Annotated in this window: 21 protein-coding genes; 15 read left to right on the top strand and 6 right to left on the bottom strand. The window is 69.6% G+C overall.

Going from position 1 to position 24,291, the window contains the following annotated elements; genetic code table 11:
- Positions 1–2 precede the first annotated feature (2 nt).
- From murG to ACGFY9_RS09305, 8 genes are all read left to right on the top strand, one after another.
- A complete protein-coding gene (gene murG, locus ACGFY9_RS09340) occupies positions 3–1,094 on the top strand; it encodes an undecaprenyldiphospho-muramoylpentapeptide beta-N-acetylglucosaminyltransferase (RefSeq protein WP_366494041.1) in 1,092 nt (363 codons plus the stop codon).
- Between the two features lie 25 nt (positions 1,095–1,119).
- Positions 1,120–1,914: a cell division protein FtsQ/DivIB gene (locus ACGFY9_RS09335; protein WP_393753123.1), complete on the top strand. Its 795-nt coding sequence runs from the start codon at positions 1,120–1,122 to the stop codon at positions 1,912–1,914.
- Positions 1,915–2,190: 276 nt separating this feature from the next.
- Positions 2,191–3,378 (top strand): cell division protein FtsZ, encoded by a 1,188-nt coding sequence (ftsZ, locus tag ACGFY9_RS09330; RefSeq protein WP_393753122.1) that lies wholly within the window; start codon positions 2,191–2,193, stop codon positions 3,376–3,378.
- Complete coding sequence (pgeF, locus tag ACGFY9_RS09325) at positions 3,375–4,103, top strand: peptidoglycan editing factor PgeF (protein WP_393753121.1); 729 nt, start codon at positions 3,375–3,377, stop codon at positions 4,101–4,103. Before ftsZ ends, pgeF begins: the two co-directional genes overlap by 4 nt.
- A gap of 6 nt (positions 4,104–4,109) precedes the next feature.
- Positions 4,110–4,829, top strand: coding sequence for a YggS family pyridoxal phosphate-dependent enzyme (locus ACGFY9_RS09320; protein WP_393753120.1), 720 nt, complete (start codon positions 4,110–4,112; stop codon positions 4,827–4,829).
- A 128-nt stretch (positions 4,830–4,957) separates the two neighbouring features.
- Entirely contained in the window at positions 4,958–5,599 is a 642-nt protein-coding gene (locus ACGFY9_RS09315) for a cell division protein SepF (RefSeq protein ID WP_033284465.1), read from the top strand.
- A 50-nt stretch (positions 5,600–5,649) separates the two neighbouring features.
- A complete protein-coding gene (locus ACGFY9_RS09310; protein WP_019062316.1) occupies positions 5,650–5,940 on the top strand; it encodes a YggT family protein in 291 nt (96 codons plus the stop codon).
- A 52-nt stretch (positions 5,941–5,992) separates the two neighbouring features.
- On the top strand, positions 5,993–7,219 hold the full coding sequence (locus ACGFY9_RS09305; RefSeq protein ID WP_318015774.1) for a DivIVA domain-containing protein: 1,227 nt from the start codon (positions 5,993–5,995) through the stop codon (positions 7,217–7,219).
- Positions 7,220–7,416: 197 nt separating this feature from the next.
- Here ACGFY9_RS09305 and ileS read toward each other — a convergent pair whose 3' ends face one another.
- A complete protein-coding gene (ileS, locus tag ACGFY9_RS09300; RefSeq protein WP_393753119.1) occupies positions 7,417–10,554 on the bottom strand; it encodes an isoleucine--tRNA ligase in 3,138 nt (1,045 codons plus the stop codon).
- 640 nt (positions 10,555–11,194) lie between these two features.
- Here ileS and ACGFY9_RS09295 point away from each other — a divergent pair.
- The 6 genes from ACGFY9_RS09295 (at position 11,195) to ACGFY9_RS09270 (ending at position 17,043) form a co-directional block, all read left to right on the top strand.
- A complete protein-coding gene (locus ACGFY9_RS09295) occupies positions 11,195–12,361 on the top strand; it encodes a TraR/DksA family transcriptional regulator (protein ID WP_393753118.1) in 1,167 nt (388 codons plus the stop codon).
- Between the two features lie 75 nt (positions 12,362–12,436).
- A complete protein-coding gene (gene lspA / locus ACGFY9_RS09290; RefSeq protein WP_393753117.1) occupies positions 12,437–13,012 on the top strand; it encodes a signal peptidase II in 576 nt (191 codons plus the stop codon).
- A gap of 52 nt (positions 13,013–13,064) precedes the next feature.
- Positions 13,065–14,009 carry an RluA family pseudouridine synthase gene (locus ACGFY9_RS09285; protein WP_393753116.1) on the top strand — a complete coding sequence of 315 codons (945 nt, stop codon included), beginning with the start codon at positions 13,065–13,067 and terminating at the stop codon, positions 14,007–14,009.
- A complete protein-coding gene (locus ACGFY9_RS09280) occupies positions 14,006–14,476 on the top strand; it encodes a GNAT family N-acetyltransferase (protein WP_393753115.1) in 471 nt (156 codons plus the stop codon). Before ACGFY9_RS09285 ends, ACGFY9_RS09280 begins: the two co-directional genes overlap by 4 nt.
- Before the next feature lie 105 nt (positions 14,477–14,581).
- Positions 14,582–16,168, top strand: a complete 1,587-nt coding sequence (locus ACGFY9_RS09275) for a Na+/H+ antiporter (protein WP_393753114.1) — start codon at positions 14,582–14,584, stop codon at positions 16,166–16,168.
- Between the two features lie 134 nt (positions 16,169–16,302).
- Positions 16,303–17,043 carry an SDR family NAD(P)-dependent oxidoreductase gene (locus ACGFY9_RS09270; RefSeq protein WP_393753113.1) on the top strand — a complete coding sequence of 247 codons (741 nt, stop codon included), beginning with the start codon at positions 16,303–16,305 and terminating at the stop codon, positions 17,041–17,043.
- 570 nt (positions 17,044–17,613) lie between these two features.
- On the opposite strand, the gene ACGFY9_RS09265 is transcribed toward ACGFY9_RS09270, so the two are convergent.
- On the bottom strand, positions 17,614–18,720 hold the full coding sequence (locus ACGFY9_RS09265) for a mechanosensitive ion channel family protein (RefSeq protein ID WP_393753112.1): 1,107 nt from the start codon (positions 18,718–18,720) through the stop codon (positions 17,614–17,616).
- A 29-nt stretch (positions 18,721–18,749) separates the two neighbouring features.
- Here ACGFY9_RS09265 and ACGFY9_RS09260 point away from each other — a divergent pair, with 29 nt between their 5' ends.
- Positions 18,750–19,319: a dienelactone hydrolase family protein gene (locus ACGFY9_RS09260; RefSeq protein ID WP_393753111.1), complete on the top strand. Its 570-nt coding sequence runs from the start codon at positions 18,750–18,752 to the stop codon at positions 19,317–19,319.
- On the opposite strand, the gene ACGFY9_RS09255 is transcribed toward ACGFY9_RS09260, so the two are convergent.
- From ACGFY9_RS09255 to ACGFY9_RS09240, 4 genes are all read right to left on the bottom strand, one after another.
- A complete protein-coding gene (locus ACGFY9_RS09255; RefSeq protein ID WP_393753110.1) occupies positions 19,320–20,981 on the bottom strand; it encodes an alkaline phosphatase D family protein in 1,662 nt (553 codons plus the stop codon).
- 101 nt (positions 20,982–21,082) lie between these two features.
- On the bottom strand, positions 21,083–21,895 hold the full coding sequence (locus ACGFY9_RS09250) for a thioredoxin domain-containing protein (RefSeq protein ID WP_393753109.1): 813 nt from the start codon (positions 21,893–21,895) through the stop codon (positions 21,083–21,085).
- An 86-nt stretch (positions 21,896–21,981) separates the two neighbouring features.
- Positions 21,982–22,671 carry a hypothetical protein gene (locus ACGFY9_RS09245; protein ID WP_393753108.1) on the bottom strand — a complete coding sequence of 230 codons (690 nt, stop codon included), beginning with the start codon at positions 22,669–22,671 and terminating at the stop codon, positions 21,982–21,984.
- Positions 22,672–22,738: 67 nt separating this feature from the next.
- On the bottom strand, positions 22,739–24,064 hold the full coding sequence (locus tag ACGFY9_RS09240; protein WP_318015764.1) for a DUF2252 domain-containing protein: 1,326 nt from the start codon (positions 24,062–24,064) through the stop codon (positions 22,739–22,741).
- Positions 24,065–24,291 lie beyond the last annotated feature (227 nt).

The raw sequence follows: 24,291 nt of genomic DNA, 5'->3' as shown, positions 1-24,291 counted from the left end.
CGGTGCATGTCGTACTCGCCGGTGGGGGGACCGCCGGCCACATCGAGCCGGCGCTCGCCCTCGCGGACGCCCTGCGCAGGCAGGACCCCACTGTGGGGATCACGGCCCTGGGCACGGAGCGCGGCCTTGAGACCCGTCTCGTACCCGAGCGGGGCTACGAACTCGCGCTGATCCCCGCCGTACCCCTGCCGCGCAAGCCCACCCCCGAACTGATCACCGTGCCGGGCCGGTTGCGCGGCACGATCAAGGCGGCCGAGCAGATCCTGGAGCGCACCAAGGCGGACTGCGTCGTCGGCTTCGGCGGCTATGTGGCGCTGCCCGGTTACCTCGCGGCCAAGCGCCTCGGGGTGCCGATCGTGATCCACGAGGCCAACGCCCGGCCAGGGTTGGCCAACAAGATCGGCTCGCGGTACGCGGCCCGGGTCGCGGTCTCGACCCCGGACAGCAAGCTGCGCGACGCCCGCTACATCGGCATCCCGCTGCGCCGCTCGATCGCCACCCTGGACCGCGCGGCCGTACGGCCCGAGGCCCGGGCCGCGTTCGGGCTCGACCCGAACCTGCCGACGCTGCTGGTCTCCGGCGGCTCGCAGGGCGCCCGGCACCTGAACGAGGTGGTCGAGCGGGTCGCGCCGTACCTCCAACAGGCCGGAATCCAGATCCTGCACGCGGTCGGCCCGAAGAACGAACTGCCGCAGGTGCACCAGATGCCGGGGATGCCCCCCTACATCCCGGTACCGTACGTGGACCGGATGGACCTCGCGTACGCCGCGGCCGACATGATGCTCTGCCGCGCGGGCGCGATGACCGTCGCCGAACTCTCCGCCGTCGGACTCCCGGCCGCCTACGTCCCGCTGCCCATCGGCAACGGCGAACAGCGGCTGAACGCCCAGCCGGTGGTCAAGGCCGGCGGCGGACTCCTGGTCGACGACGCGGAACTGACGCCCGAGTGGATCCAGGGCAACGTCCTGCCCGTGCTCGCCGACCCGCACCGGCTGTACGAAATGTCGCGCGCGGCAAGCGAGTTCGGCCGCCGGGACGCCGACGACCTGCTCGTCGGCATGGTGTACGAGGCGATCGCCTCGCGGCACCGCTAGCCATATGTGAGAGAGGCAGGGGATCGTGGCCGGACCGACGACCGCCGAGCGCGGTGAACGCCAACAGGAGTCGTCCGGCCCGCCCCTTGTCCGGCGTCTGGGACCAAGACGCCTTCGTCTGATTGTCGTACTCGCCCTCGCCGCAGTCCTGTTGGGCACCGCGGCGGTCTGGCTGCTCTACGGCTCGCAGTGGCTGCGGGTGGAGAAGGTGTCGGTCTCCGGCACCAAGGTCCTGACGCCGGAGCAGGTGCGCGAAGCCGCCGACGTTCCGGTCGGCGGACCGCTCGTCTCCGTCGACACCGATGCGATCGAAGCCCGACTCCGCAGGAAATTGCCCCGAATTGACACCGTTGACGTAGTCCGTTCCTGGCCTCATGGAATCGGGCTGAAAGTGACCGAACGCAGCCCGGTTCTGGTGGAGAAAAAGGGCGGAAACTTCATCGAAGTGGACGACGAGGGCGTGCGATTCGCCACCGTTTCCACGCCGCCGAAGTCCGTCCCCACCCTCGAATTGACGCTCTCCCCGTCGAGTTCGTCCGCGGCGGGCCTGCGCCGCTTCGGCGAGGACCGACTCGTGCGCGAGGCGGTGAAGGTCGCGGGTGACATTCCGGCCGCGGTCGCCCGCGTCACCCAGGTCGTCAAGGTCCGTTCCTACGACGACATCTCACTGGAGTTGACCGGCGGCCGTACCGTCGCGTGGGGAAGCGGCGAGAAGGGCACAGCGAAGGCGCGTACGCTCACCGCTCTCATGAAAGCAGCTTCCGGCGCCCGGCACTTCGACGTAAGTGTTCCCACCGCCCCTGCGTCAGCCGGGAGTTGACGCACATTCGCGCAGGCCAGCACCCTGGTTGGGCAGCGCTACGGCTGATCACATAGGGTGAAAAGAAAAACGGGAGGTTCGGCGTGTTCGTTGAACGTGCGCCACTTGTCGACTTAGTGTCCTGTTCAGAAGACTTCAAGGAACAGACACACTGGTAACCCTAAACTTCAACGTTAGGGTTCGGGTCGGCGCTACGGACCGTCCCATTCGGCATCTGCCGTCCCGCGCGGAACCGCACGGTGACGGCGACGTAATTCGAGGCGAGAGGCCTTCGACGTGGCAGCACCGCAGAACTACCTCGCAGTCATCAAGGTCATCGGTGTCGGCGGCGGTGGTGTCAATGCCATCAACCGGATGATCGAGGTCGGTCTCAAGGGCGTCGAGTTCATCGCCATCAACACCGACGCGCAGGCGCTGTTGATGAGCGACGCCGACGTCAAACTCGACGTCGGCCGCGAACTCACCCGCGGACTCGGCGCCGGCGCCAACCCGGCCGTCGGCCGCAAGGCCGCCGAGGATCACCGCGAGGAGATCGAGGAGGTCCTCAAGGGGGCCGACATGGTCTTCGTGACGGCCGGAGAGGGCGGCGGCACCGGCACCGGCGGCGCCCCCGTCGTGGCCAACATCGCGCGCTCCCTGGGCGCCCTCACCATCGGCGTGGTCACCCGCCCGTTCACCTTCGAGGGACGGCGCCGGGCGAACCAGGCGGAGGACGGCATCGCCGAACTCCGCGAAGAGGTCGACACCCTCATCGTCATCCCGAACGACCGGCTGCTGTCCATCTCGGACCGCCAGGTCTCGGTCCTCGACGCCTTCAAGTCGGCGGACCAGGTCCTGCTCTCCGGTGTGCAGGGCATCACCGATCTCATCACCACGCCCGGCCTGATCAACCTCGACTTCGCCGACGTCAAGTCCGTGATGTCCGAGGCCGGTTCGGCCCTCATGGGCATCGGCTCGGCCCGCGGCGACGACCGCGCGGTGGCGGCGGCCGAGATGGCGATCTCCTCGCCGCTGCTGGAAGCCTCGATCGACGGCGCCCGCGGCGTCCTGCTCTCCATCTCCGGCGGCTCCGACCTCGGCCTGTTCGAGATCAACGAAGCGGCCCAACTGGTCAGCGAGGCCGCCCACCCCGAGGCCAACATCATCTTCGGCGCGGTCATCGACGACGCCCTCGGCGACGAGGTCCGGGTCACGGTCATCGCGGCCGGCTTCGACGGCGGGCAGCCGCCGACCCGCCGCGAGACGGGCACGGGCTCCACCTCGGCCCGCCGCGACGAGCCGACTCCGGTACGGCAGGAGAGCCGTCCGTCCTTCGGCTCGCTCGGCAGCGTCAAGCCCAAGGAGGAGCCGGAGCCCGCTTCGGAGCCGGTCGCCGACCTCCCGGTCGCCCCGCCGGTCCCGCCGTCGCGGACCTACTCGGACAGCGCCGCCGAGGAGCTGGACGTACCGGACTTCCTGAAGTGATAGGACAGTTCGACACCGTGAGCGGCGCGCACTTCGCCTTCACCGACAGGTGGGGCGGGGTGAGCGCCGTTCCGTACGAGGAGCTCAACCTCGGCGGCGCGGTCGGGGACGACCCCGATGCGGTCCGTACCAACCGTGAACTGGCCGCCAAGTCACTGGGGTTGGACCCGGCCCTGGTGGTCTGGATGAACCAGGTGCACGGCGCGGACGTGGCGGTCGTCGAGGGGCCCTGGGGCGTCTCGGACATCCCCTCCGTCGACGCGCTCGTCACCGCCCGGCGCGGCCTCGCCCTCGCCGTGCTGACCGCCGACTGCACGCCGGTCCTGCTCGCCGACCCGGTCGCCGGGATCGCGGGCGCGGCCCACGCCGGACGCCCGGGCATCGTCGCCGGGGTCGTCCCCGCCGCCGTGGCGGCCATGGTGGAACTCGGCGCCGATCCCGCCCGGATCGTCGCCCGCACCGGACCCGCCGTCTGCGGCCGGTGCTACGAAGTGCCCGCGGACATGCGCGCCGACGTCGCCGCCGTGGAACCGGCGGCGTACGCCGAGACGAGTTGGGGCACTCCCGCGGTCGACGTGACCGCCGGAGCGCACGCGCAGCTCGACCGGCTCGGGGTGCGCGACCGGGAGCAGTCACCGGTGTGCACCCGTGAATCGGACGACCACTTCTCGTACCGCCGCGACCGTACGACCGGGCGGCTGGCGAGCTATGTCTGGCTGGACTGACGGGACATGACGGACCGTAGGGACGAACTCGCCGTAAATCTGGCGAAAGTCGAGGAGCGCATCGCCGCCGCCTGTGCCGCGGCCGGGCGGAAGCGTGAAGAAGTGACCCTGATCGTGGTCACCAAGACCTATCCGGCAAGTGACGTGCGGATGTTGGCGGAACTCGGTGTGCGTCATGTCGCCGAGAACCGGGACCAGGACGCCGCCCCGAAGGCCGCCGAATGCGCGGATCTGCCGCTGAGTTGGCACTTCGTCGGTCAGTTGCAGACCAACAAGGTGCGATCCGTGGTCGGTTACGCCGATGTCGTGCAGTCGGTCGACCGGTCCCGGCTCGTCACCGCGCTGTCGAAGGAGGCCGAGCGGTCCGGACGCCAACTGGGCTGTCTCATCCAGGTCGCACTCGACGCGGGAGTGAGCGGGCGGGGCGAGCGGGGCGGCGTCGGACCGGGCGGGATCGGGGAGTTGGCCGATCTCGTCGCCGGAGCTCCGGGGTTGCGGCTCGACGGGCTGATGACCGTCGCTCCGCTCACCGGTGAGTACGCGGGACGCCAACTGGAGGCGTTCGGGCGGTTGATGGATTTGTCGACTGACCTGCGCCGAGCCCATCCTGCTGCGAACATGGTGTCGGCAGGGATGAGTGCGGACCTCGAACAGGCCGTGGCAGCCGGAGCGACACATGTACGCGTCGGCACTGCGGTACTCGGCGTGCGCCCCAGGCTCGGGTAACGTCGCCAGGAAGTCGGACCACAGCAGAAAATATGGTCAATGCCGCCGAAGGCGGGCATAACGACCTCGTGGATCGCGGGCACTTGGCAGTCGTCAGCCGATCCACCACAGAGCGGAGGACTCAGAGCATGGCCGGCGCGATGCGCAAGATGGCGGTCTACCTCGGCCTCGTGGAGGACGATGGGTACGACGGCCGGGGTTTCGACCCCGATGACGACTTCGAACCCGAACTGGACCCGGAGCCCGAGCGGGACCGTCGACGGCACGAGCCGTCGCACCAGTCACACACCCCACATCAGTCTCAAAGGGACGAACCGGTACGAGTGGTGCAGCCTCCGGCCCCTCGCGAACCGGTGTCCCATTCCGCTTCACTGGGTGCGGAATCAGGGCGTCCGGCGCGTATCGCGCCCGTGGCATCCATCACACAAGAACGCCAGTCCCTGGAGAAGAACGCACCGGTGATCATGCCCAAGGTCGTGTCGGAACGAGAGCCTTACCGGATCACCACACTTCACCCCCGGACCTACAACGAGGCCCGTACCATCGGGGAACACTTCCGTGAAGGCACCCCGGTGATCATGAATCTGACTGAGATGGATGACACAGACGCCAAGCGACTTGTCGACTTTGCGGCCGGTTTGGTGTTTGGTCTTCACGGCAGCATCGAGCGGGTGACGCAGAAGGTGTTCCTGTTGTCGCCTGCTAACGTCGATGTCACGGCGGAGGACAAGGCCCGCATCGCAGAGGGCGGGTTCTTCAATCAGAGCTGAGACAGACAGCCGCTAGAAAGCACGGAACAGGGGAGAGGGAAAGACAGACCATGAGCGTGTTCGCGCAGGTGATCTACATCGCGCTGATGGTGTTCCTCATCGTGCTCATCTTCCGGTTGGTCATGGACTACGTCTTCCAGTTCGCCCGCTCATGGCAACCCGGCAAGGCGATGGTGGTCGTTCTGGAGGCCGCCTACACTGTCACCGATCCACCGTTGAAGCTTCTGCGGCGGTTCATCCCGCCGTTGCGTCTCGGGGGCGTGGCGCTCGACCTGTCCTTCTTCGTCCTGATGATCATCGTCTACATCTTGATCTCTATCGTGGGCAATCTCGCGAGGTGACAGTGGACGATACGGTCTTGCCGACTGCCGATGACTACGTTGAGGTGAAGAGATGCCGTTGACCCCCGAGGACGTGCGGAACAAGCAGTTCACGACCGTCCGCCTCCGAGAAGGCTATGACGAGGACGAGGTCGATGCCTTCCTCGACGAGGTCGAAGCCGAACTGACGCGCCTGCTCCGCGAGAACGAGGACCTGCGCGCCAAGCTGGCCGCGGCCACGCGCGCCGCGGCGCAGAACCAACAGAACATGCGCAAGCCCCCCGAACAGGACCAGCAGCAGGGCGGCATGCAGCAAGGCGGCATGCAGCAGCAGGGGATGCCCCAGCAGGGCATGCCCCCGCAAGGCATGCGCGGTCCGGGCGGCCCGGTGCCCGCCGGCATATCGGGCCCGCCGCAGCAGCAGATGGGCGGCCCCATGGGTGGCCCGCCCCAGCTGCCGAGCGGCGCCCCGCAGTTGCCCGCCGGCCCCGGTGGCCAGGGTCAGGGCGGCCCGCAGGGTCAGGGTCCGATGGGCCAGGGCCCCATGGGCGGTCCGATGGGCCAGGGCCCGATGCAGGGTCAGATGCAGCAGATGGGCCAGGGCCCGATGCAGGGTCAGATGGGCGGCCAGCCCCCCATGCAGCAGCAGATGGGCGGCCCCATGGGCGGTCCCATGGGTGGCGGCATGCCGCAGCAGGGCCCCGGTGGCGACAGCGCCGCCCGTGTCCTCTCGCTGGCCCAGCAGACCGCCGACCAGGCGATCGCCGAGGCCCGTTCCGAGGCCAACAAGATCGTCGGCGAGGCCCGTTCGCGCGCCGAGGGTCTTGAGCGTGACGCCCGAGCCAAGGCCGACGCCCTGGAGCGGGACGCGCAGGAGAAGCACCGCGTCGCGATGGGCTCCCTGGAGTCCGCCCGCGCCACGCTGGAGCGCAAGGTCGAGGACCTGCGCGGCTTCGAGCGCGAGTACCGCACGCGTCTGAAGTCCTACCTGGAGTCCCAGCTGCGTCAGTTGGAGACCCAGGCCGACGACTCGCTGGCCCCGCCGCGTACTCCGGCGACCGCGTCGCTTCCGCCGTCCCCGGCGCCCTCGATGGCCCCGGCAGGCGCCAGCGCCCCGTCGTACGGCGGCAACCAGGGCATGGGCGGCCCGCCGCCCGCCGGTCCGTCCTACGGCGGCCAGCAGCAGATGTCCCCGGCCATGACCCAGCCGATGGCGCCGGTACGGCCGCAGGGCCCGTCGCCGATGGGCCAGGCTCCCTCGCCGATGCGCGGGTTCCTGATCGACGAGGACGACAACTGACCGGCCTTTAGTACGCCTTGGGCGTCGGCAGCGTTCAGGGTGGGGCCCCGGATTTCGATCCGGGGCCCCACCCTTTTTGCCTGGGTCGAGCGCTGGATCACGTGAGTTGACCGTTGGGTCACGTGAGTTGGCCGCTGGGCGCGAGAGAAGGGCCCGGTCTCCATGAAGGAGGCCGGGCCCTTTCGTGCCGGTGGTGCCTACGCCTTGTGCAGGCGGAACACCAGCGACAACCCCTCGTCAGTGAACGGCGTGCCATAGCTGTCGTCCGCCTCGCCCTGGGCGAAGTCCGTGGCGAGGACCTCGTCGGCGATCAGGGCCGCGTGCTCGGACAGGGCGGCGATGACCGCCGGGTCGGTCGACGTCCAGCGCAGGGCGATCCGGTCGGCGACGTCCAGGCCGCTGTTCTTGCGGGACTCCTGGATCAGGCGGATCGCGTCACGGGCCAGGCCCGCCTGCCGCAGCTCCTCGGTGATCTCCAGGTCGAGGGCGACCGTCGCCCCCGAGTCGGAGGCCACGGACCAGCCCTCGCGCGGCGTCTCTGTGATGATCACCTCATCCGGGGCCAGCGTGATGGTCTCGCCGTCCACCTCCACGGCCGCCGTGCCCTCGCGCAGGGCCAGGGACAGCGCGGCCGCGTCCGCGTTCGCGACGGCCTTCGCGACGTCCTGGACGCGCTTGCCGAACCGCTTGCCCAGGGCGCGGAAGTTGGCCTTCGCCGTGGTGTCGACCAGCGAACCGCCGACCTCGCTCAGCGAGGCGAGGCCCTCGACGTTCAGCTCCTCCGTGATCTGCGCGTGCAGCTCCCGGTCCAGGGCGGCGAAGCCCGTGGCCGCGATCAGCGCGCGGGACAGCGGCTGGCGCGTCTTGACGCCCGACTCCGCGCGCGTGGCCCGGCCCAGCTCCACCAGGCGGCGTACGAGGACCATCTGCTTGGACAGCTCGGGGTCGATGACGGAGAGGTCCGCCTTGGGCCACGAGGAGAGGTGGACGGACTCGGGGGCACCCGGGGTCACCGGCACGATGAGGTCCTGCCAGACCCGCTCGGTGATGAACGGGGTCAGCGGGGCCATCAGCTGGGTGACCGTCTGGACGACCTCGTGCAGGGTGCGCAGCGCGGCCTTGTCGCCCTGCCAGAAGCGGCGACGGGAGCGGCGGACGTACCAGTTGGACAGGTCGTCGACGAACGCCGACAGGAGCTTGCCGGCGCGCTGGGTGTCGTAGGACTCCAGAGCCTGCGTCACCTGGTCGGTGAGCGCGTGGAGTTCGGACAGGAGCCAGCGGTCCAGGACCGGGCGGTCGGCCGGGGCCGGGTCCGCCGCGCTCGGCGCCCAGTCGGACGTGCGCGCGTACAGGGCCTGGAAGGCGACCGTGTTCCAGTACGTCAGGAGGGTCTTGCGGACGACCTCCTGGATCGTGCCGTGGCCCACGCGGCGTGCCGCCCACGGGGAGCCGCCCGCCGCCATGAACCACCGCACCGCGTCCGCCCCGTGCTGGTCCATCAGCGGGATCGGCTGCAGGATGTTGCCGAGGTGCTTGGACATCTTGCGGCCGTCCTCGGCGAGGATGTGGCCGAGGCAGACGACGTTCTCGTACGACGACTTGTCGAAGACCAGTGTGCCGACGGCCATCAGCGTGTAGAACCAGCCGCGGGTCTGGTCGATCGCCTCGGAGATGAACTGCGCCGGGTAGCGGCTCTCGAACAACTCCTTGTTCTTGTACGGGTATCCCCACTGCGCGAACGGCATCGAACCCGAGTCGTACCAGGCGTCGATGACCTCCGGCACGCGCGTGGCCGTCTCGCCGCACTGGGGGCAGGCGAAGGTGACCGCGTCGATGAACGGACGGTGCGGGTCCAGCCCCGACTGGTCGGTGCCCGTCAGCTCGGTCAGCTCCGCGCGGGAGCCGACGACCGTGAGGTGATTGTCCTCGCAGTGCCAGATCGGCAGCGGGGTGCCCCAGTAGCGGCTGCGGGACAGCGCCCAGTCGATGTTGTTGTTCAGCCAGTCGCCGTACCGGCCGTGCTTGACGGTGTCCGGGAACCAGTTGGTGTTCTCGTTCTCCTGGAGGAGGCGGTCCTTGACGGCCGTGGTGCGGATGTACCAGGAGGGCTGCGCGTAATAGAGCAGCGCGGTGTGGCAGCGCCAGCAGTGCGGGTAACTGTGCTCGTACGGCACGTGCTTGAAGAGCAGGCCGCGGTCCTTGAGGTCCTCGGTGAGCTTTTCGTCGGCCTTCTTGAAGAAGACACCGCCTACGAGCGGGACGTCCTCGGCGAACGTGCCGTTCGGGCGGACCGGGTTGACCACCGGCAGGCCGTACGCGCGGCAGACCTTGAGGTCCTCCTCGCCGAAGGCGGGGGACTGGTGGACCAGACCCGTACCGTCCTCGACCGTCACGTACTCCGCGTTCACCACGTAGTGGGCGGGCTCCGGGAACTCCACGAGCTCGAACGGACGTTGATACGTCCAGCGCTCCATCTCGGCGCCGGTGAAGGACTCACCGGTGGTCTCCCAGCCCTCGCCGAGGGCCTTGGCGAGCAGCGGCTCGGCGACGACGAGCTGCTCCTCACCGTTCGTCGCGACGACGTAGGTGACCTCGGGGTGGGCGGCGACGGCCGTGTTGGACACCAGCGTCCAGGGGGTCGTCGTCCAGACCAGGAGTGCGGCACGGCCGGCCAGCGGACCGGAGGTGAGCGGGAAACGGACGTACACGGAGGGGTCGACGACCGTCTCGTAGCCCTGCGCCAGCTCGTGGTCCGAGAGGCCCGTCTGGTCGCGGGGGCACCAGGGGGCGACGCGGTAGTCCTGGACCAGCAGGCCCTTGTTGAAGATCTCCTTGAGGGACCACCAGACCGATTCGATGTACTCGGGGTCCATCGTGCGGTACGGGTCTTCGAGGTCCGTCCAGTACCCCATGCGGGTCGTCAGCGCCTCGAAGGCGTCGGTGTGGCGGGTCACGGACTCGCGGCACCTGGCGTTGAACTCGGCGATGCCGTATGCCTCGATGTCCTGCTTGTCGGTGAAGCCCAGCTCCTTCTCGACCGCCAGCTCCACCGGGAGGCCGTGGCAGTCCCAGCCGGCCTTGCGGCCCACGTGGTAGCCGCGCATGGTGCGGAAGCGGGGGAAGACGTCCTTGAAGACGCGCGCCTCGATGTGGTGGGCGCCCGGCATGCCGTTGGCCGTGGGCGGGCCCTCGTAGAACACCCACTCGGGGCGTCCCTCGGACTGGTCCAGGGTCTTGGCGAAGATCTTCTGCTCGCGCCAGAAGTCGAGCACGGCGTGCTCCAGCGCGGGCAGGTCGACCTGGGCGGGCACCTGGCGATACGTCGGCGTTGTCATCAGCGAGCTTCCTCCGGCGGACTTTCTGCCTTCCGTCCGGAGGGACGAGAGCTACGACTTTCCGTACGCCGTGTGCGGCGCGCTCCCGCGGTACCACCCTCCTTGGCTCCCCGGTGCGTCCAGCACACCAGTGAGCCCCCTCATTGGGGTCGCGATACCGGGTCTACCGGCCGCGGCTGGTGGGCTGCGGCTTTCTTCCGGCGGCTCCGGGGTGATCTTCACGTCGCGCTCGCCCCCGGGCTTCCACCGTCCCCGGGTCGCTCTGGGCTGCGTACGCCGCTACTCGTCCCCATCCACGCTTCTCGCTCCGCCCAGTGTACGGGGCCGCACGGACAGCGGCCGACCGGTTTTGCGGGGGCCTCGGCGAGGGCCTGTGGGGGTGCTTCCGGCAGGGGTCCGGCCGGAGGTCTGCCGACCTGCCGTACGACTCGAATGGCGCTGAACACGCGTTCGATGTTCGAGGCGTCGGACTCGGCGGATTACCCGGCGGGGAGCTGGGCACAACGCATGCAGGCTTGCCGCGCGGGGCCAGAGGGGTGGACGAATCGGGCGGCGTGCCCCGTTGCCGCGGGACTCAAGTCGATTTATCGTCCCAGCACGATTCGCGTGCGTGATCACAAAATGTGAAGGGGCCGCGGCCATGGTGGCGAAGAAGACCGCAACGAAGAAGACCGCGGCGAAGAAGGCGGTCGCTACGAAGGCGGCTTCTTCGAAGAAGACGACCGGGGAAGGGGCCGAGAGACCGGGGGCCGCGAAGGGGGCGGCGAAGGAGGCGGTGGCCAGGAAGAGCACCGCGAAATCCACGGCGACGAAGAAATCCACGGCGACGAAGAAGGCGACGGCTACGAAGACGACCGTTACGAAGAGGGCGGCTACGGGGACGGGGGCTACGAAGGCGGCGGTGACGAAGGTGACGGCCGCTCCGAAGGCTACGGAAACGAAGAAGACGGCCGTGAAGAAGGCGGCTGTTAAGAAGACCGCCGTGAAGAAGACCGCCGTGAAGAAGACGGTCGCGAAGAAAGCGGCTGTTAAGAAGACCGCCGTGAAGAAGACCGCCGTGAAGAAGACGGTCGCGAAGAAAGCGGCCGTGAAGAAAACCGTCGCCCCTGAGAGCACGTCGACGAAGAGCAGTCCTACGGAGAGCATCACCAGCGCGAAGAGCGGTTCTACGAAGAGCGCCACGGGCACGAAGAGCGCCACCGGCACCAAGAGTACTGCGGGAACCAAGAGCACGACCGGCACGAGGAAGAGCGCGACCGGCACGAAGAAGAGCGCGGCCAAGAAGGCAAAGGCGGGCGCGGCGCAGGCCGCGGAGCAGACGGGAGCCACGACGGTGGTTGCGAAGAAGACTCCTGGCACGGCCACGGCGGCGAAGACGGCTGTTCCGAAGGCGCGGGTCGCGGTGGTGCCCGGCGAGCTCGCGGTGCGCCCCGGCGAGGACCCCTGGACGCCCGAGGAGGTCGAGGAGGCCCGCACCGAGCTGCAGTCCGAGGCGGCGCGGCTGAGTGAGGAGATCACGTCCACCGAGCAGGCCCTCGCCGGTCTGATGCGGGACTCCGGGGACGGTGCAGGCGACGACCAGGCCGACACCGGCACCAAGAACATCACGCGCGAGAGCGAGATGGCGCTGGCCGCCAACGCGCGCGAGATGCTGATCCAGACCGAGCGCGCCCTGGGGAAGCTGGACGCCGGTACCTACGGCCTGTGCGAGAACTGCGGCAACCCGATCGGCAAGGCCCGCATGCAGGCCTTCCCCCGGGCCACCCTGTGCGTCGAGTGCAAGCAGAAGCAGGAGCGCCGGTACTGAACGCCGGTACTGAGGGTGCCGAGAGGTGTGCCGTACCCTCTTCCTCAGTCAGGTACCTAGGTTCGAGGGACTCACGTGGCAGAGGCGGAGCGCATCATCGGTACGCCGGATACCCCAGAGGCGGCGGGGGCCGAGCCGGAACAGGGCGACACCGCGCCCCGCAGGGGAAAGCGCCGGATCGCCGTCCTGTTCGTGGTGGCCGCCTTCGCGTACACCCTCGACCTGGTCAGCAAGCTGCTCGTGGTCGCCAAGCTGGAGCACCACGCGCCGATCGAGGTCTTCGGGGACTGGCTGGAGTTCCACGCGATCCGCAACCCCGGCGCGGCCTTCGGGTTCGGCGCGGCCTTCACGGTCATCTTCACGATGATCGCGGCCGCGGTGATCGTGGTGATCGCCCGGCTGGCCCGCAAGCTCTACAGCCTGCCGTGGGCCATCGCGCTCGGGCTGCTGCTGGGCGGTGCGCTCGGCAACCTCACCGACCGGATCTTCCGTTCGCCGGGCATCTTCCAGGGCGAGGTCGTCGACTTCATCGCGCCCAAGGGCTTCGCCGTCTTCAACCTCGCCGACTCGGCGATCGTGTGCGGCGGCATCCTGATCGTGCTGCTCTCCTTCCGCGGCCTGGACCCGGACGGCACCGTCCACAAGGACTGAGCGCCTCGGCTCGGGTAAGGCGGTGTCGGACCCGTCCGGCATACTCGACCGAGTGAGCACAGTTCCCGAGATCCGAAACCTGCCCGTGCCCGACGGCCTGGAGGGCGAGCGTGTCGACGCCGCCATCTCCCGCATGTTCGGCTTCTCCCGTACGAAGGCCGCCGAGCTGGCCGCGGCGGGGAAGGTCACGGTCGACGGCTCGGTGGTCGGGAAGTCCGAGCGGGTGCACGGCGGGGCCTGGCTGGAGGTCGAGATGCCGCAGGCGCCCGCGCCCGTGCAGATCGTCGCCGAGCCCGTCGAGGGCATGGAGATCGTCTACGACGACGATGACGTGATCGTGATCGTCAAGCCGGTCGGCGTCGCCGCCCACCCCAGCCCCGGCTGGGCCGGGACGACCGTCATCGGCGGCCTGGCCGCCGCCGGGTACCGCATCTCGACGTCCGGTGCCGCCGAGCGCCAGGGCATCGTGCACCGCCTCGACGTCGGCACGTCCGGCCTGATGGTCGTCGCCAAGTCGGAGCGGGCGTACACCTCCCTGAAGCGCCAGTTCAAGGAGCGCACGGTCGACAAGCGCTACCACACGCTGGTCCAGGGCCACCCGGACCCGACCAGCGGCACCATCGACGCCCCCATCGGCCGCCACCCGAACCACGACTACAAGTGGGCGGTCACCGCCGAGGGCAAGCCGTCCGTCACGCACTACGACCTCATCGAGGCGTTCCGCGCGGCCTCGCTGCTCGACGTGAAGCTGGAGACCGGCCGCACCCACCAGATCCGCGTGCACATGGCGGCCCACCGCCACCCGTGCGTGGGCGACCTGACCTACGGCGCCGACCCGACGCTCGCCAAGCGGCTGCGCCTGACCCGCCAGTGGCTGCACGCGGTCCGGCTCGGGTTCGAGCACCCCGCCGACGGCCAGTGGGTCGAGTTCGAGAGCGGCTACCCGGACGACCTCCAGCAGGCCCTCGACCTGGTGCGCGAGGAGACCTACGCATGAGTCCGACGTCGTACGCGGTGCGCGTCGCCGAGGACCCGGCCGACCGTGAGGCCTGCTTCGCGGTGCGCAAGGACGTCTTCGTCGTCGAGCAGGGCGTGCCCCAGGAGATCGAGTACGACGCGTACGACGCCGTAGCGACGCATGTGCTGGCCGTGCGTGAGGACGGGGTGCCGCTCGGGACCGGGCGGCTGTTGTACGGCGAGGCGGCCGCGGCGAAGACCGGCGGGGACCCGGCCGTGGGGTCCCTGGGGCGGCTGGCCGTCACGAAGGAGGCGCGGGGGCTCGGGGTCGGGGTCGCGCTGGTGCGGGCCATCGAGGACGCGGCACGCGCGCGTGGGCTCGCCGCCGTAGACCTGCATGCGCAGACGCATGCCCTTGGGTTCTACGAGCGGCTCGGCTACGAGGCGTACGGTCTGGAGTTCGCGGACGCCGGTATTCCGCACCTGGCGATGCGGCGCGCGTTGTAACCGGCTTCCGCGACCGACGGGCGTCGAAAGAGCTGGTGGGGTAGGCGGCGTGGCAGGCTTGGGCGTCCGTTGTGTGAACGTCGAGATCCCGCCGGAGCCCTGACCGTGGATCAATTGGCCCTTTTGTTCGTCCTGTTGCTCGGGGCCGTGGTGAGCGTCCCGCTGGGGGACCGGTTCGGTCTGCCGGCGCCGGTGCTCGTGACGCTCCTCGGGATAGTCCTCGCGGTGGCCGACTTCGTGCCGAACGTGAACGTCCCGCCCGAACTGATCCTGCCCCTGCTGCTGCCACCGCTGCTGTACGCGGCCGTACGGCGCACCTCCTGGCGGCAGTTCACGGCCAACATCCGGCCCATCTTCCTGCTGGCCGTGGCGCTGGTGTTCGTCACCACCCTCGCCGTGGCCGCCGTCGCGAGCGCGATCGTGCCGGGGCTGCCGATCGCGGCCGCCGTGGCGCTCGGCGCGCTGGTGGCGCCGCCCGACCCGGTCGCCGCGACCGCCGTCGCGGGGCAACTCGGGCTGCCGCGGCGGCTGGTGTCGATCCTGGAGGGCGAGGGTCTCTTCAACGACGTGACGGCCATCGTGCTCTACCACGTCGCGATTGCCGCCGCCGTCAGCGGGAGCTTCGACTTCTGGCGTGCCGGGCTCGACTTCGTGCTGTCCGCCGTCGTCGCCGTAGTGGTCGGAGTGGCCCTGGGGTGGGCCACGAACAAGCTGATGTCGGCTCTCGACGACGCCACGCTGCAGATCGGGCTGACGCTGCTGGTGCCGTACGCCTCGTACGTCCTGGCCGACGAGCTGCATGGGTCCGGGGTGCTCGCGGTGCTCACCACCGCGCTGTTCCTGGCCGAGTACTCGCTCGGCGCCGACGACGTGCTGACGCGGCTCGCCGGGGCGACCGTGTGGGACGTGGTGGACACGCTGGTGACGGGGGTCGCGTTCGGGCTCATCGGGCTCGAACTGCACAACGCGATCCGTACGGCGTCCGGGCGGTGGGGCGAGATGCTCGGCTGGGCCGCCGCGATCGTCGGAGTCGTGGTGGTCGTACGGCTGGCGTGGTTGCTGCCGGCGACCTGGCTGACGAAACGGCTGCACGCCAAGCGGGACTACGACGAGGAGATCCCGACGTCCTGGCGGGAGACCGTGATCATGTGGTGGGCGGGGATGCGCGGGGTGGCGTCCGTGGCCCTGGCGCTGGCGATTCCGCTGACCATGGACGACGGGTCGGCGTTCCCGGACCGGGACGAGATCGTGTTCATCGCGTTCGGGGTGATCATGGCGACGCTGGTGCTTCAGGGGCTCACGTTGCCGTGGCTGGTGAAGCGGCTCGGGGTGCGGGCCGACATCGACAGTGAGAAGGCGTTCGAGAAGGAGCTGGCGGTGCGGGCGGCGAAGGCCGCGAAGCGGAGGCTGCGGGAGATCGAGGATGTCGAGGAGCTGCCGGAGGAGGTGTCCGAGCAGTTGTTGCGGCGGGCGTTCGACATCGGGGTGCGGATCTCTCCCGAGGTGGGGGACGGGGAGCGGCGGGAGGTGTACGAGAAGCGGGTGAAGCGGGTGAAGCGGATGCGGCGGATCCAGGGGGAGATGATGAGCGCGGCCCGGCATGAGGTGCTTGCGGCGCGGAGTGAACCCGGGGCGGATCCGGAGATCGTGGACCGGGTGCTTCGGCATCTGGATGTCCGTAGCTTGAGGTGAGTGCTTGCCCACCCACGCGCCGCCCGTTTACGGGCGATTGAAGGGTGGACGTTTCCCGTGAGGGCTCGGCGCCGTTGGCGGCCGCCGGTCGAATTGGCTCGTGCTCGCCCTTGCCCTCTTTGTAGGCTCGTCCCATGGCTCGCAACGTTGTAATCAGTGGTGGCGGTACGGGAATTGGGCTCGCCGCGGCGCGTGTCTTCGCGGGTGACGGGGATCGGGTGTTGCTCCTCGGGCGACGGCGCGAGGTGCTGGAGAAGGCCGAGGTGCCGGGGGCGTTGACGTACGCCGGGGACCTGAGTGAGCCCGAAGTCGTGCGTGGGGTCGGGCGGTTCGTCGCCGAGGAGTTCGGCACCGTGGATGTGCTGGTGCACGGCGCGGGCGGTACCGGGGCGTTGGAGCCGGGGAGCGTGAGCAGTGACCCGCTGGACCGCGTCGCGCACGACTGGACGGTCAACTTCCGGATCAACACCCTGAGCGCCGCGCTGCTCACCGAGGCGCTGAAGCCGCGGCTCGCGGAGCCGGGCGGGCGGGTGCTGTTCGTGAGCTCCATCGCCGCGTACCGGGGTTCGGGGAGCGGGGCGTACGGCGGGGCCAAGGCCGCGTTGCATCCGTACGCCCATGACCTGGCCCGGGATCTCGGCCCGCGCGGCATCACCGTGAACGTGGTCGCGCCCGGGTACATCGAGGACACCGAGTTCTTCGGGCCGCAGATCGATCCCGCCCGGCGTGAACGGCTCATCAACGATACGTCGACCGGGCGGGCCGGCACCCCGGGGGATGTCGCCGCGACCTTGCACTGGCTCGCGTCCCCGGCCGCCGGGCATGTGACTTCGCAGGTGATTCAGGTCAATGGCGGGGCTGAGCGCGGGCGTTGAGGGGCTGGGGCTGACTGGCCGGGGTTTGGTTCCGGTCAACGGCGGTGCCGTGCGCGGGGGTTGAGACGTCGGGCACACCGGCCTCGGCTCGGGCTCGGGCGTGCGGGGCGGGGAGGGTTCTCGCCGGGCATGGGCGTTGCGACCTCGGGCCGGCTGGTCTCGTCGGCCGCCAGGTTCCGCTCGCCTTACAAGTCGTCCGAGTCAATGGCGGGGCTGTGCGCGGGCGTTACGGTGTCCGGAGTTGCTCAGCCGTAGCCGTAGCCGTAGCCGTAGCCGTAGCCGTAGCCGGGTCCCGCTCGCTTCGAAGGGCGCCCGGTTCAACGGCGTGCCCCGGCATGGGCGTTGAGGTACCCGGAGCCGCTCACCCCCGGCCGCTCCCGATCACCTCGCGACTTCCCCACCCCGATCAACAGCCCTGCCCGGCAAGGACGTTGAGGCCACAGAGCCAGCAGCCGCCGGCGGCGCCACACCCCAGCGGCAGACGCCCACCCCTCAACCGACGGTGAACAGGTGGTGCGTGGGTGGGCAATTCGAGCCGTAGCCGACGGCAGTCAGCCGGCCGCCGCGCCCTCAGCCTCGGTTGCCCCCCGGAGGCTCGTGAGCCGAGCGGGAAGCACCGCCGTTGGGCGACGGATCCTCGCCCGGGATCGGCGCCGCGTCCGCCGTGCTGACGCGGGGGAGGGCGTACGGATGCTCCGTGTACAGCCAGCGGATCATCTGTTCGCGGACGGTGACCCGTACCGTCCAGATGTCGTCCGCGTCCTTTGCCGTGACCAGGGCCCGGACCTCCATCGTGTTCGGGGTGGTGTCCGTGACGACGAGGCCGTAGCTGCGGCCGTCCCAGGCCGGGCAGGCTCGGAGGATTTCGCGGAGTTGCGTGCGCATCGCGTCGACCGGGGCCGAGTGGTCCACCTGGAAGTAGACGATGCCGGTCATCTGGGGGGTGCCGCGGGACCAGTTCTCGAAGGGTTTGGACGTGAAGTACGACACCGGCATGGTGATCCGGCGCTCGTCCCAGGTGCGTACCGTCAGGAAGGTCAGGGTGATCTCCTCGATCGTGCCCCACTCGCCGTCCACGACCACGGTGTCGCCGATGCGGACCATGTCGCCGAAGGCGATCTGCAGTCCCGCGAAGAGGTTGGCGAGCGTCGACTGGGCGGCGACACCGGCGACGATGCCCAGGACGCCCGCCGAGGCCAGCAGGGACGCGCCGGCCGCGCGCATCGCCGGGAACGTCAGCAGCATCGCGGCGACCGCCACCACACCCACGATCGCGGCGACCACCCGCGTGATCAGCGTCACCTGGGTGCGGACCCGGCGGACCCGGGCCGCATTGTGGGAGGCGCGGGCGTAGCGCGCGTACGACGACTCGACGATCGCCGCCGCGACCCTGATCATCAGCCAGGCGGTGGCGCCGATCAGCACCAGGGTCAGGGTCTGGCCGATGCCGACCCGGTGTTCCTCCAGCAGTTCGGCCTGGTCGTAGGAGCCTCTGAGGAAGGCGGCGCAGAGCAGCAGTTGGTAGGGCACGCGGCCCCGGCGCAGCTGGCCCCACAGCGTGGTGTCGTCGTGCCGGGCGTCCGCCTTGCGCAGCAGCAGGTCGGTGACCCAGCCGATGAGCAGCGTGAGGACGACGGAGCCGCCGATGACGATCAGCGGGCGCAGTACGTTCTCCATGTGTCCGACCGTACTGGCACGATGGCTTCATGAACATCATGCTCTTCCACTCCACGTACGGTCTCCGGCCGGCGGTACGCGACGCCGCCGAGCGGCTGCGCGCGGCGGGCCACGAGGTGTGGACCCCGGACCTCTTCGAGGGGCATACGTTCGAGACGGTCGAGGAGGGCATGGCCTTCAACGACGGGATCGGCAAGGACGAGCTGCTGAAGCGGGCCGTGCTGGCCGCCGCCCCGTACTCCGAGCGCGGTCTCGTCTACGCCGGGTTCTCGCTCGGCGCCTCCGTCGCGCAGACCCTCGCCCTCGGCGACGAGAAGGCCCGCGGACTGCTCCTCCTGCACGGCACCTCGGACATCGCGGCCAACGCCTCCGTCGACGATCTGCCGGTCCAACTGCACGTCGCCGAGCCGGACCAGTTCGAGACCGACGACTGGCTCAGCTCCTGGTACCTGCAGATGGGCAGGGCCGGCGCCGACGTCGAGATCTACCGGTACGCCGGAGCCGGCCACCTGTACACCGACCCCGACCTCCCGGACTACGACGAGGAGGCCGCCGAGGCCACCTGGCGGGTGGCTCTCGGTTTCCTCGAAACGCTGTGACTACACCGGGTCGTACGTGCGCTCCACCTTCTGCGTGCCGGTCCGCGTCCGGTACGACCGCTCCCAGGACGAGGTCGCGGTCGCCGAGGTGCGGTCGGACAGGACGTAGTAGTCCATCTGCGCCCGGTCGGCCGTGATGTCGAGGACGCCGTAGCCGTGGCGGTCCGTGTCGACCCAGTGGACGTGCCGGTTGGCGAGCTCGATGAGCGGTGCGGCGAGCGCGGAGACCGTGCCCTCGGGCACCTTCACTATGTCGTCGAGGTTGTCCGAGGTCACCGAGGTGATCACGAACTCCGTCGCCGCGGACGGCGAGAGCGGGTACGTCCCGGCGTCCACCGGCACGTCGTTGGCCCAGGCCATGTGGATGTCGCCAGTGAGGAACACCGTGTTGCCGATCGCGTTCGAGCGCAGATGGGCGAGGAGTTCACGGCGGTCGTCGGTGTAGCCGTCCCACTGGTCGGTGTTGACGCCTATGCCGTCCTGCGGCAGGTCCAGCAGCTTGGCGAGCGGCTTGAGCAGGTCGGCGGTGAGTGAGCCGATGACGAACGGCGCGATCATCACCGAGTTGCCGACCAGCCGCCACTTGGTGTCCGACGCCTTCAACCCCGCCTTCAGCCAGTCGAGTTGGGCGCGTCCCGTGATCGTACGGTCCGGGTCGTCGACCGCGCCGCTGCCCGAACCCGCCTGCTGCGAACGGAAGGAGCGCAGGTCGAGGAGCGAGAGATCCGCGAGCTTGCCGAAGCGCAGACGGCGGTAGGTGGTGCCCGCGATCGCCGGGCGGACCGGCATCCACTCGAAGTACGCCTGTTTCGCGGCTGCTTGGCGCGCTGTCCAGGTGCCTTCGGCGCCCTCGGTGTGGTTCACCGCGCCGCCCGACCAGGCGTTGTCCGCGAACTCGTGGTCGTCCCAGATCGCCACGACCGGCGCCTTGGCGTGCAGCGCCTGCAGGTCCGGGTCGGTCTTGTACTTGCCGTGCCGGGTGCGGTAGTCGGCGAGCGTGATGATCTCGTTCAGGGGCGCGTGCTGCCGTACGACCGTGCCGCGCGCCGCGTACTCGCCGGACTTGTACTCGTAGATGTAGTCGCCCAGGTGCAGCCAGGCGTCCAGGTCGTTGCGGGCCGCGAGATGGCGGTACGACGAGAAGTAGCCCGCCTCCCAGTTGGCGCAGGTGACGACGCCGAAGCGCAGGCCGGACACGGTCGCGTCCGCCGCCGGCGCGGTGCGGGTGCGCGCCGCCGGGGAGTCGGTGCCGCCGGCCGAGAAGCGGAACCAGTAGTCGGTGGCCGGGGCCAGGCCGCGGATGTCGGCCTTGACGGTGTGGTCTGAGGCGACGGTCGCGGTGAGGGAGCCCCGGGAGACGACGTTCGTGAACGCCTTGTCGGTGGCTACCGTCCAGCTCACCTCGGTGTCCGGGCCGAGCCCGGAGCCGGGGGCCGCCTCGGTGGTGGGTGTCACCCGGGTCCACAGCAGGACGCCGTCCGGGAGTGGGTCCCCGGAGGCGACTCCGTGCAGGAAGGAAGGAGTTTCGGCGGCGGCCCCGGCTGGGAGCGCGGCGATCAGCGGGCCGGCCAGGACGGCGGTGGCGGCCGCGGCCTTGACGACCGTACGGCGGCGCGGGGAGGGCGAGTTGACGTCCTCGGGTGCTCTGTATCGACTGGTCACGAGCGACCAGGTTACTGATCAGTATTAACGAGAGCGGGCGAACTCGTAAAGTTCGCCCGCTCTTCGGCCGCGCGTCTTGCAACGGCGTCTTACAACAAGGCTCAGGCCTTGAGGGCCGCCGTGATCGCCGTGGTGAAGTCGGCCACCGTCATCGGCGCGTTCGTGCCGTCCGAGCCGGTCAGCGTCTTGCCGTCCATCTTCAGGGTCGGGGTGCCGGTCACCCCGCTCTTGTCGAAGGTCGCGGACATGTCCAGCGCCCACTTGTCGTAGGTGCCGTCCTTCACGGCCTTCTGGAAGGCCGCGTTGTTCTTCAGGGCGGGGACCGTGTTGGCGACCTTGATCAGGTACGAGTCGTCCTTGAACTTGTCGGTCGTCTCGTCCGGGTGGTACTTCGTCGAGTAGAGCGCGGTCTTGTATTCGAGGAACGCCTCGGGGCTGACGTTCAGCGCGGCACCCATGGCGCTCAGCGCGTTCTTGGAGCCCTCGCCGTTGTCCTTGTTGTCGATGAACGTGGCGCCGACGTACTGGATCTTGAACTTGCCGGCGTCGAAGTCGCTCTTCACCGTCGAGCCGACGGTCTGCTCGAACTGGGCGCAGATCGGGCAGCGCGGGTCCTCGTACATGACCAGGGTCTTCTTGGCGGTGCTCTTGCCGAGGACGACCGTCGTGCCGTTGGTGCCGGTGGTGTTGGCCGGCTTGACGAGCTTGTCGTCCTTCGCCGACTCCCAGTAGGTGGGCTTGTTGTTCTGCACGACGGCGTAGCCGATGCCGCCGGCTATCGCGAGGACGCCGACGACCGAAGCGGCGACTATGAGCTGCCGCCTGACCTTGGCGCGCTTGGCCTGACGTTCGCGCTCGGCGCGCAGCCGCTCACGGGCCGCCGTCTTCGCCGCCGCGCTGTTCCGCTTGCTCATGTTGGTGATCTCCATATGGGACGCGTACACGTCGTACGCGGAATACGTGTGGGGGACTGATGTGTGCTCAGGTACCTGTGGGGTGTTCAGACCGCGGGCAGGACCGAGCACGGCGGTCCACGCCGTCCCAGGGAGTGCACCAGCAGCCGCTCACGGGCGGTGGCCATGCGGTGCGTGGCGCGCGGCAGCCGGCGCACCGGCGCGGTGCGTCGGCCCGACACCGCGGCGACGGCCAGGAGCAGCGGGCGGAAGCCCACCGCCGTTGCCGCGCGCAGCAGTTCGGAGAGCGCGCGCTCGCCGCGGCGCAGATAGGCGGCGGCGAGCAGCCCCACGCCGATGTGCGCGCCGAGCAGCAGCCAGGCGGCGGTGGCGTCGGTGTGCGCGAGCAGCGCCGCCGCCTGATGGGGGTTGTCGGTCATCCGGGCCAGCGAGGTGCCCACGCTGCCGCCGCTGCACAGCACGTCAAGGCCGACCGAGCGCAGCGGTCCGGCGACCGGGCCGCCCGCCCTGCCGTAGCAGGCGTGCTGGCCGGTGGTGAAGACCGTGTCGGCGGCCAGCTCCAGCGGGATCAGCAGTGCGGCGATCCTGCCGAAGCCGCGCTCGCGGCCCGCGAGCGCGTACGCGATCACGAACACGGTGGCGGCGATCGCCGCCACCGTGCCGAGCGGAAGCGGGACCCGGGACAGCAGCACGTGCGACGCGGTGCTGAGCGTCACGACCAGTGCCGTGAACAGCGCCGCGCGTACGGCCCTGAGCTGGATCCCGGATATGTCCATAGCGGAGAGAGTCTGTCACGTGCTCCGGTAAGGCACCGCTAAAGGGTTCCTGTGAGCGTACGGATGGTTACAGACCCGGAATCCGGCCGTTGCGGAACAGGTCGACGAAGGTCTGGTGGTCGGCACGCGCGCGAGCGCCGTAGCTGTGCGCGAAGTCGACGAGCACGCCCGCGAAGCCGTCCTCGTCGGCCGCGATCGCCGCGTCGATGGCCCGCTCCGTGGAGAACGGCACCAGGGACTCGCCGGACTGGTCGTCGGCCGCCGCGTGCATCGTGGCCGTGGCCCGCCCCAGGTCCGCGACGACGGCGGCGATCTCCTCCGGGTCGTCGATGTCGCTCCAGTCCAGGTCCACCGCGTACGGCGACACCTCGGCGACCAGCTGCCCGGTCCCGCCCAGCTCGGTCCAGCCCAGCCAGGGGTCCGCGTGCGCCTGGAGGGCGCGCTGGGAGATCACCGTGCGGTGCCCCTCGTGCTGGAAGTAGTCCCGGATCGCCGCGTCCGTGATGTGCCGCGAGACGGCCGGCGTCTGGGCCTGCTTGATGTAGATCACCACATCGTTCTCCAGGGCGTCGCTGTTGCCCTCCAGGAGGATGTTGTACGACGGCAGTCCGGCCGAGCCGATGCCGATGCCCCGGCGGCCGACGACGTCCTTCACGCGGTAGGAGTCGGGGCGGTCCAGGGAGGACTCGGGGAGCGTCTCCAGATAGCCGTCGAAGGCCGCGAGGACCTTGTAGCGGGTCGCCGCGTCCAGCTCGATGGAGCCGCCGCCCGACGCGAAGCGGCGCTCGAAGTCACGGATCTCCGTCATCGAGTCCAGCAGCTCGAAGCGGGTCAGCGAGCGGGCAGTGCGCAGCGCGCCCAGCAGCGGGCCGTCGGCCGTGTCCAGCGTGAACGGCGGCACCTCGTCGCTCTTCGCGCCGGTCGCCAGCGCGTGCACCCGCTCGCGGTACGCGCCCGCGTAGACCTGCACCAGCTCGGTGATCTGCTCGTCACTGAGTGCCTTCGCGTACCCGATGAGCGCCACGGAGGCGGCGAAGCGCTTGAGGTCCCAGGTAAACGGGCCGACGTACGCCTCGTCGAAGTCGTTGACGTTGAAGACCAGGCGGCCGTTCGAGTCCATGTACGTGCCGAAGTTCTCGGCGTGCAGGTCGCCGTGGATCCACACGCGCGAGGTGCGGTCGTCCAGGTATGGGCCGCCCCGCTTCTCGGCGTCCAGGTCGTGGTAGAAGAGGCACGCCGTGCCCCGGTAGAACGCGAACGCCGAGGCTGCCATCTTCCGGAACTTCACGCGGAACGCGGCCGGGTCGGCGGCCAGGAGCTCGCCGAAGGCGGTGTCGAAGACGGCGAGGATCTCCTCGCCGCGGTGCTCGTCGTTGAGCTGCGGAACCGACATCGCTCTGTGCCTCCTGGTACGGGTGGTGCGTGACCTGTGACGGGTCTGTCGTCACTTTCCAACGCTTGAAGGTACGCGGGAGTGCCCGCCGTGTGTCAGTGGCGAGGCATAGGATTCGGTCTCGTCCCCCCAGACCGTCCGCCGCACTTTGTCGATCGCCCACCCGCCACCCGACCACCACCCCTCAACGAGGCGCTGCGCGCCAAAGCACCTATCTCCTGGAGGCC

This window comes from Streptomyces sp. NPDC048504 (assembly GCF_043200035.1).
Classification (GTDB): Bacteria; Actinomycetota; Actinomycetes; order Streptomycetales; family Streptomycetaceae; genus Streptomyces.
The sequence above is the reverse complement of the archived record's forward strand: the minus strand, read 5'-3'. Positions and strand labels throughout refer to the sequence as shown.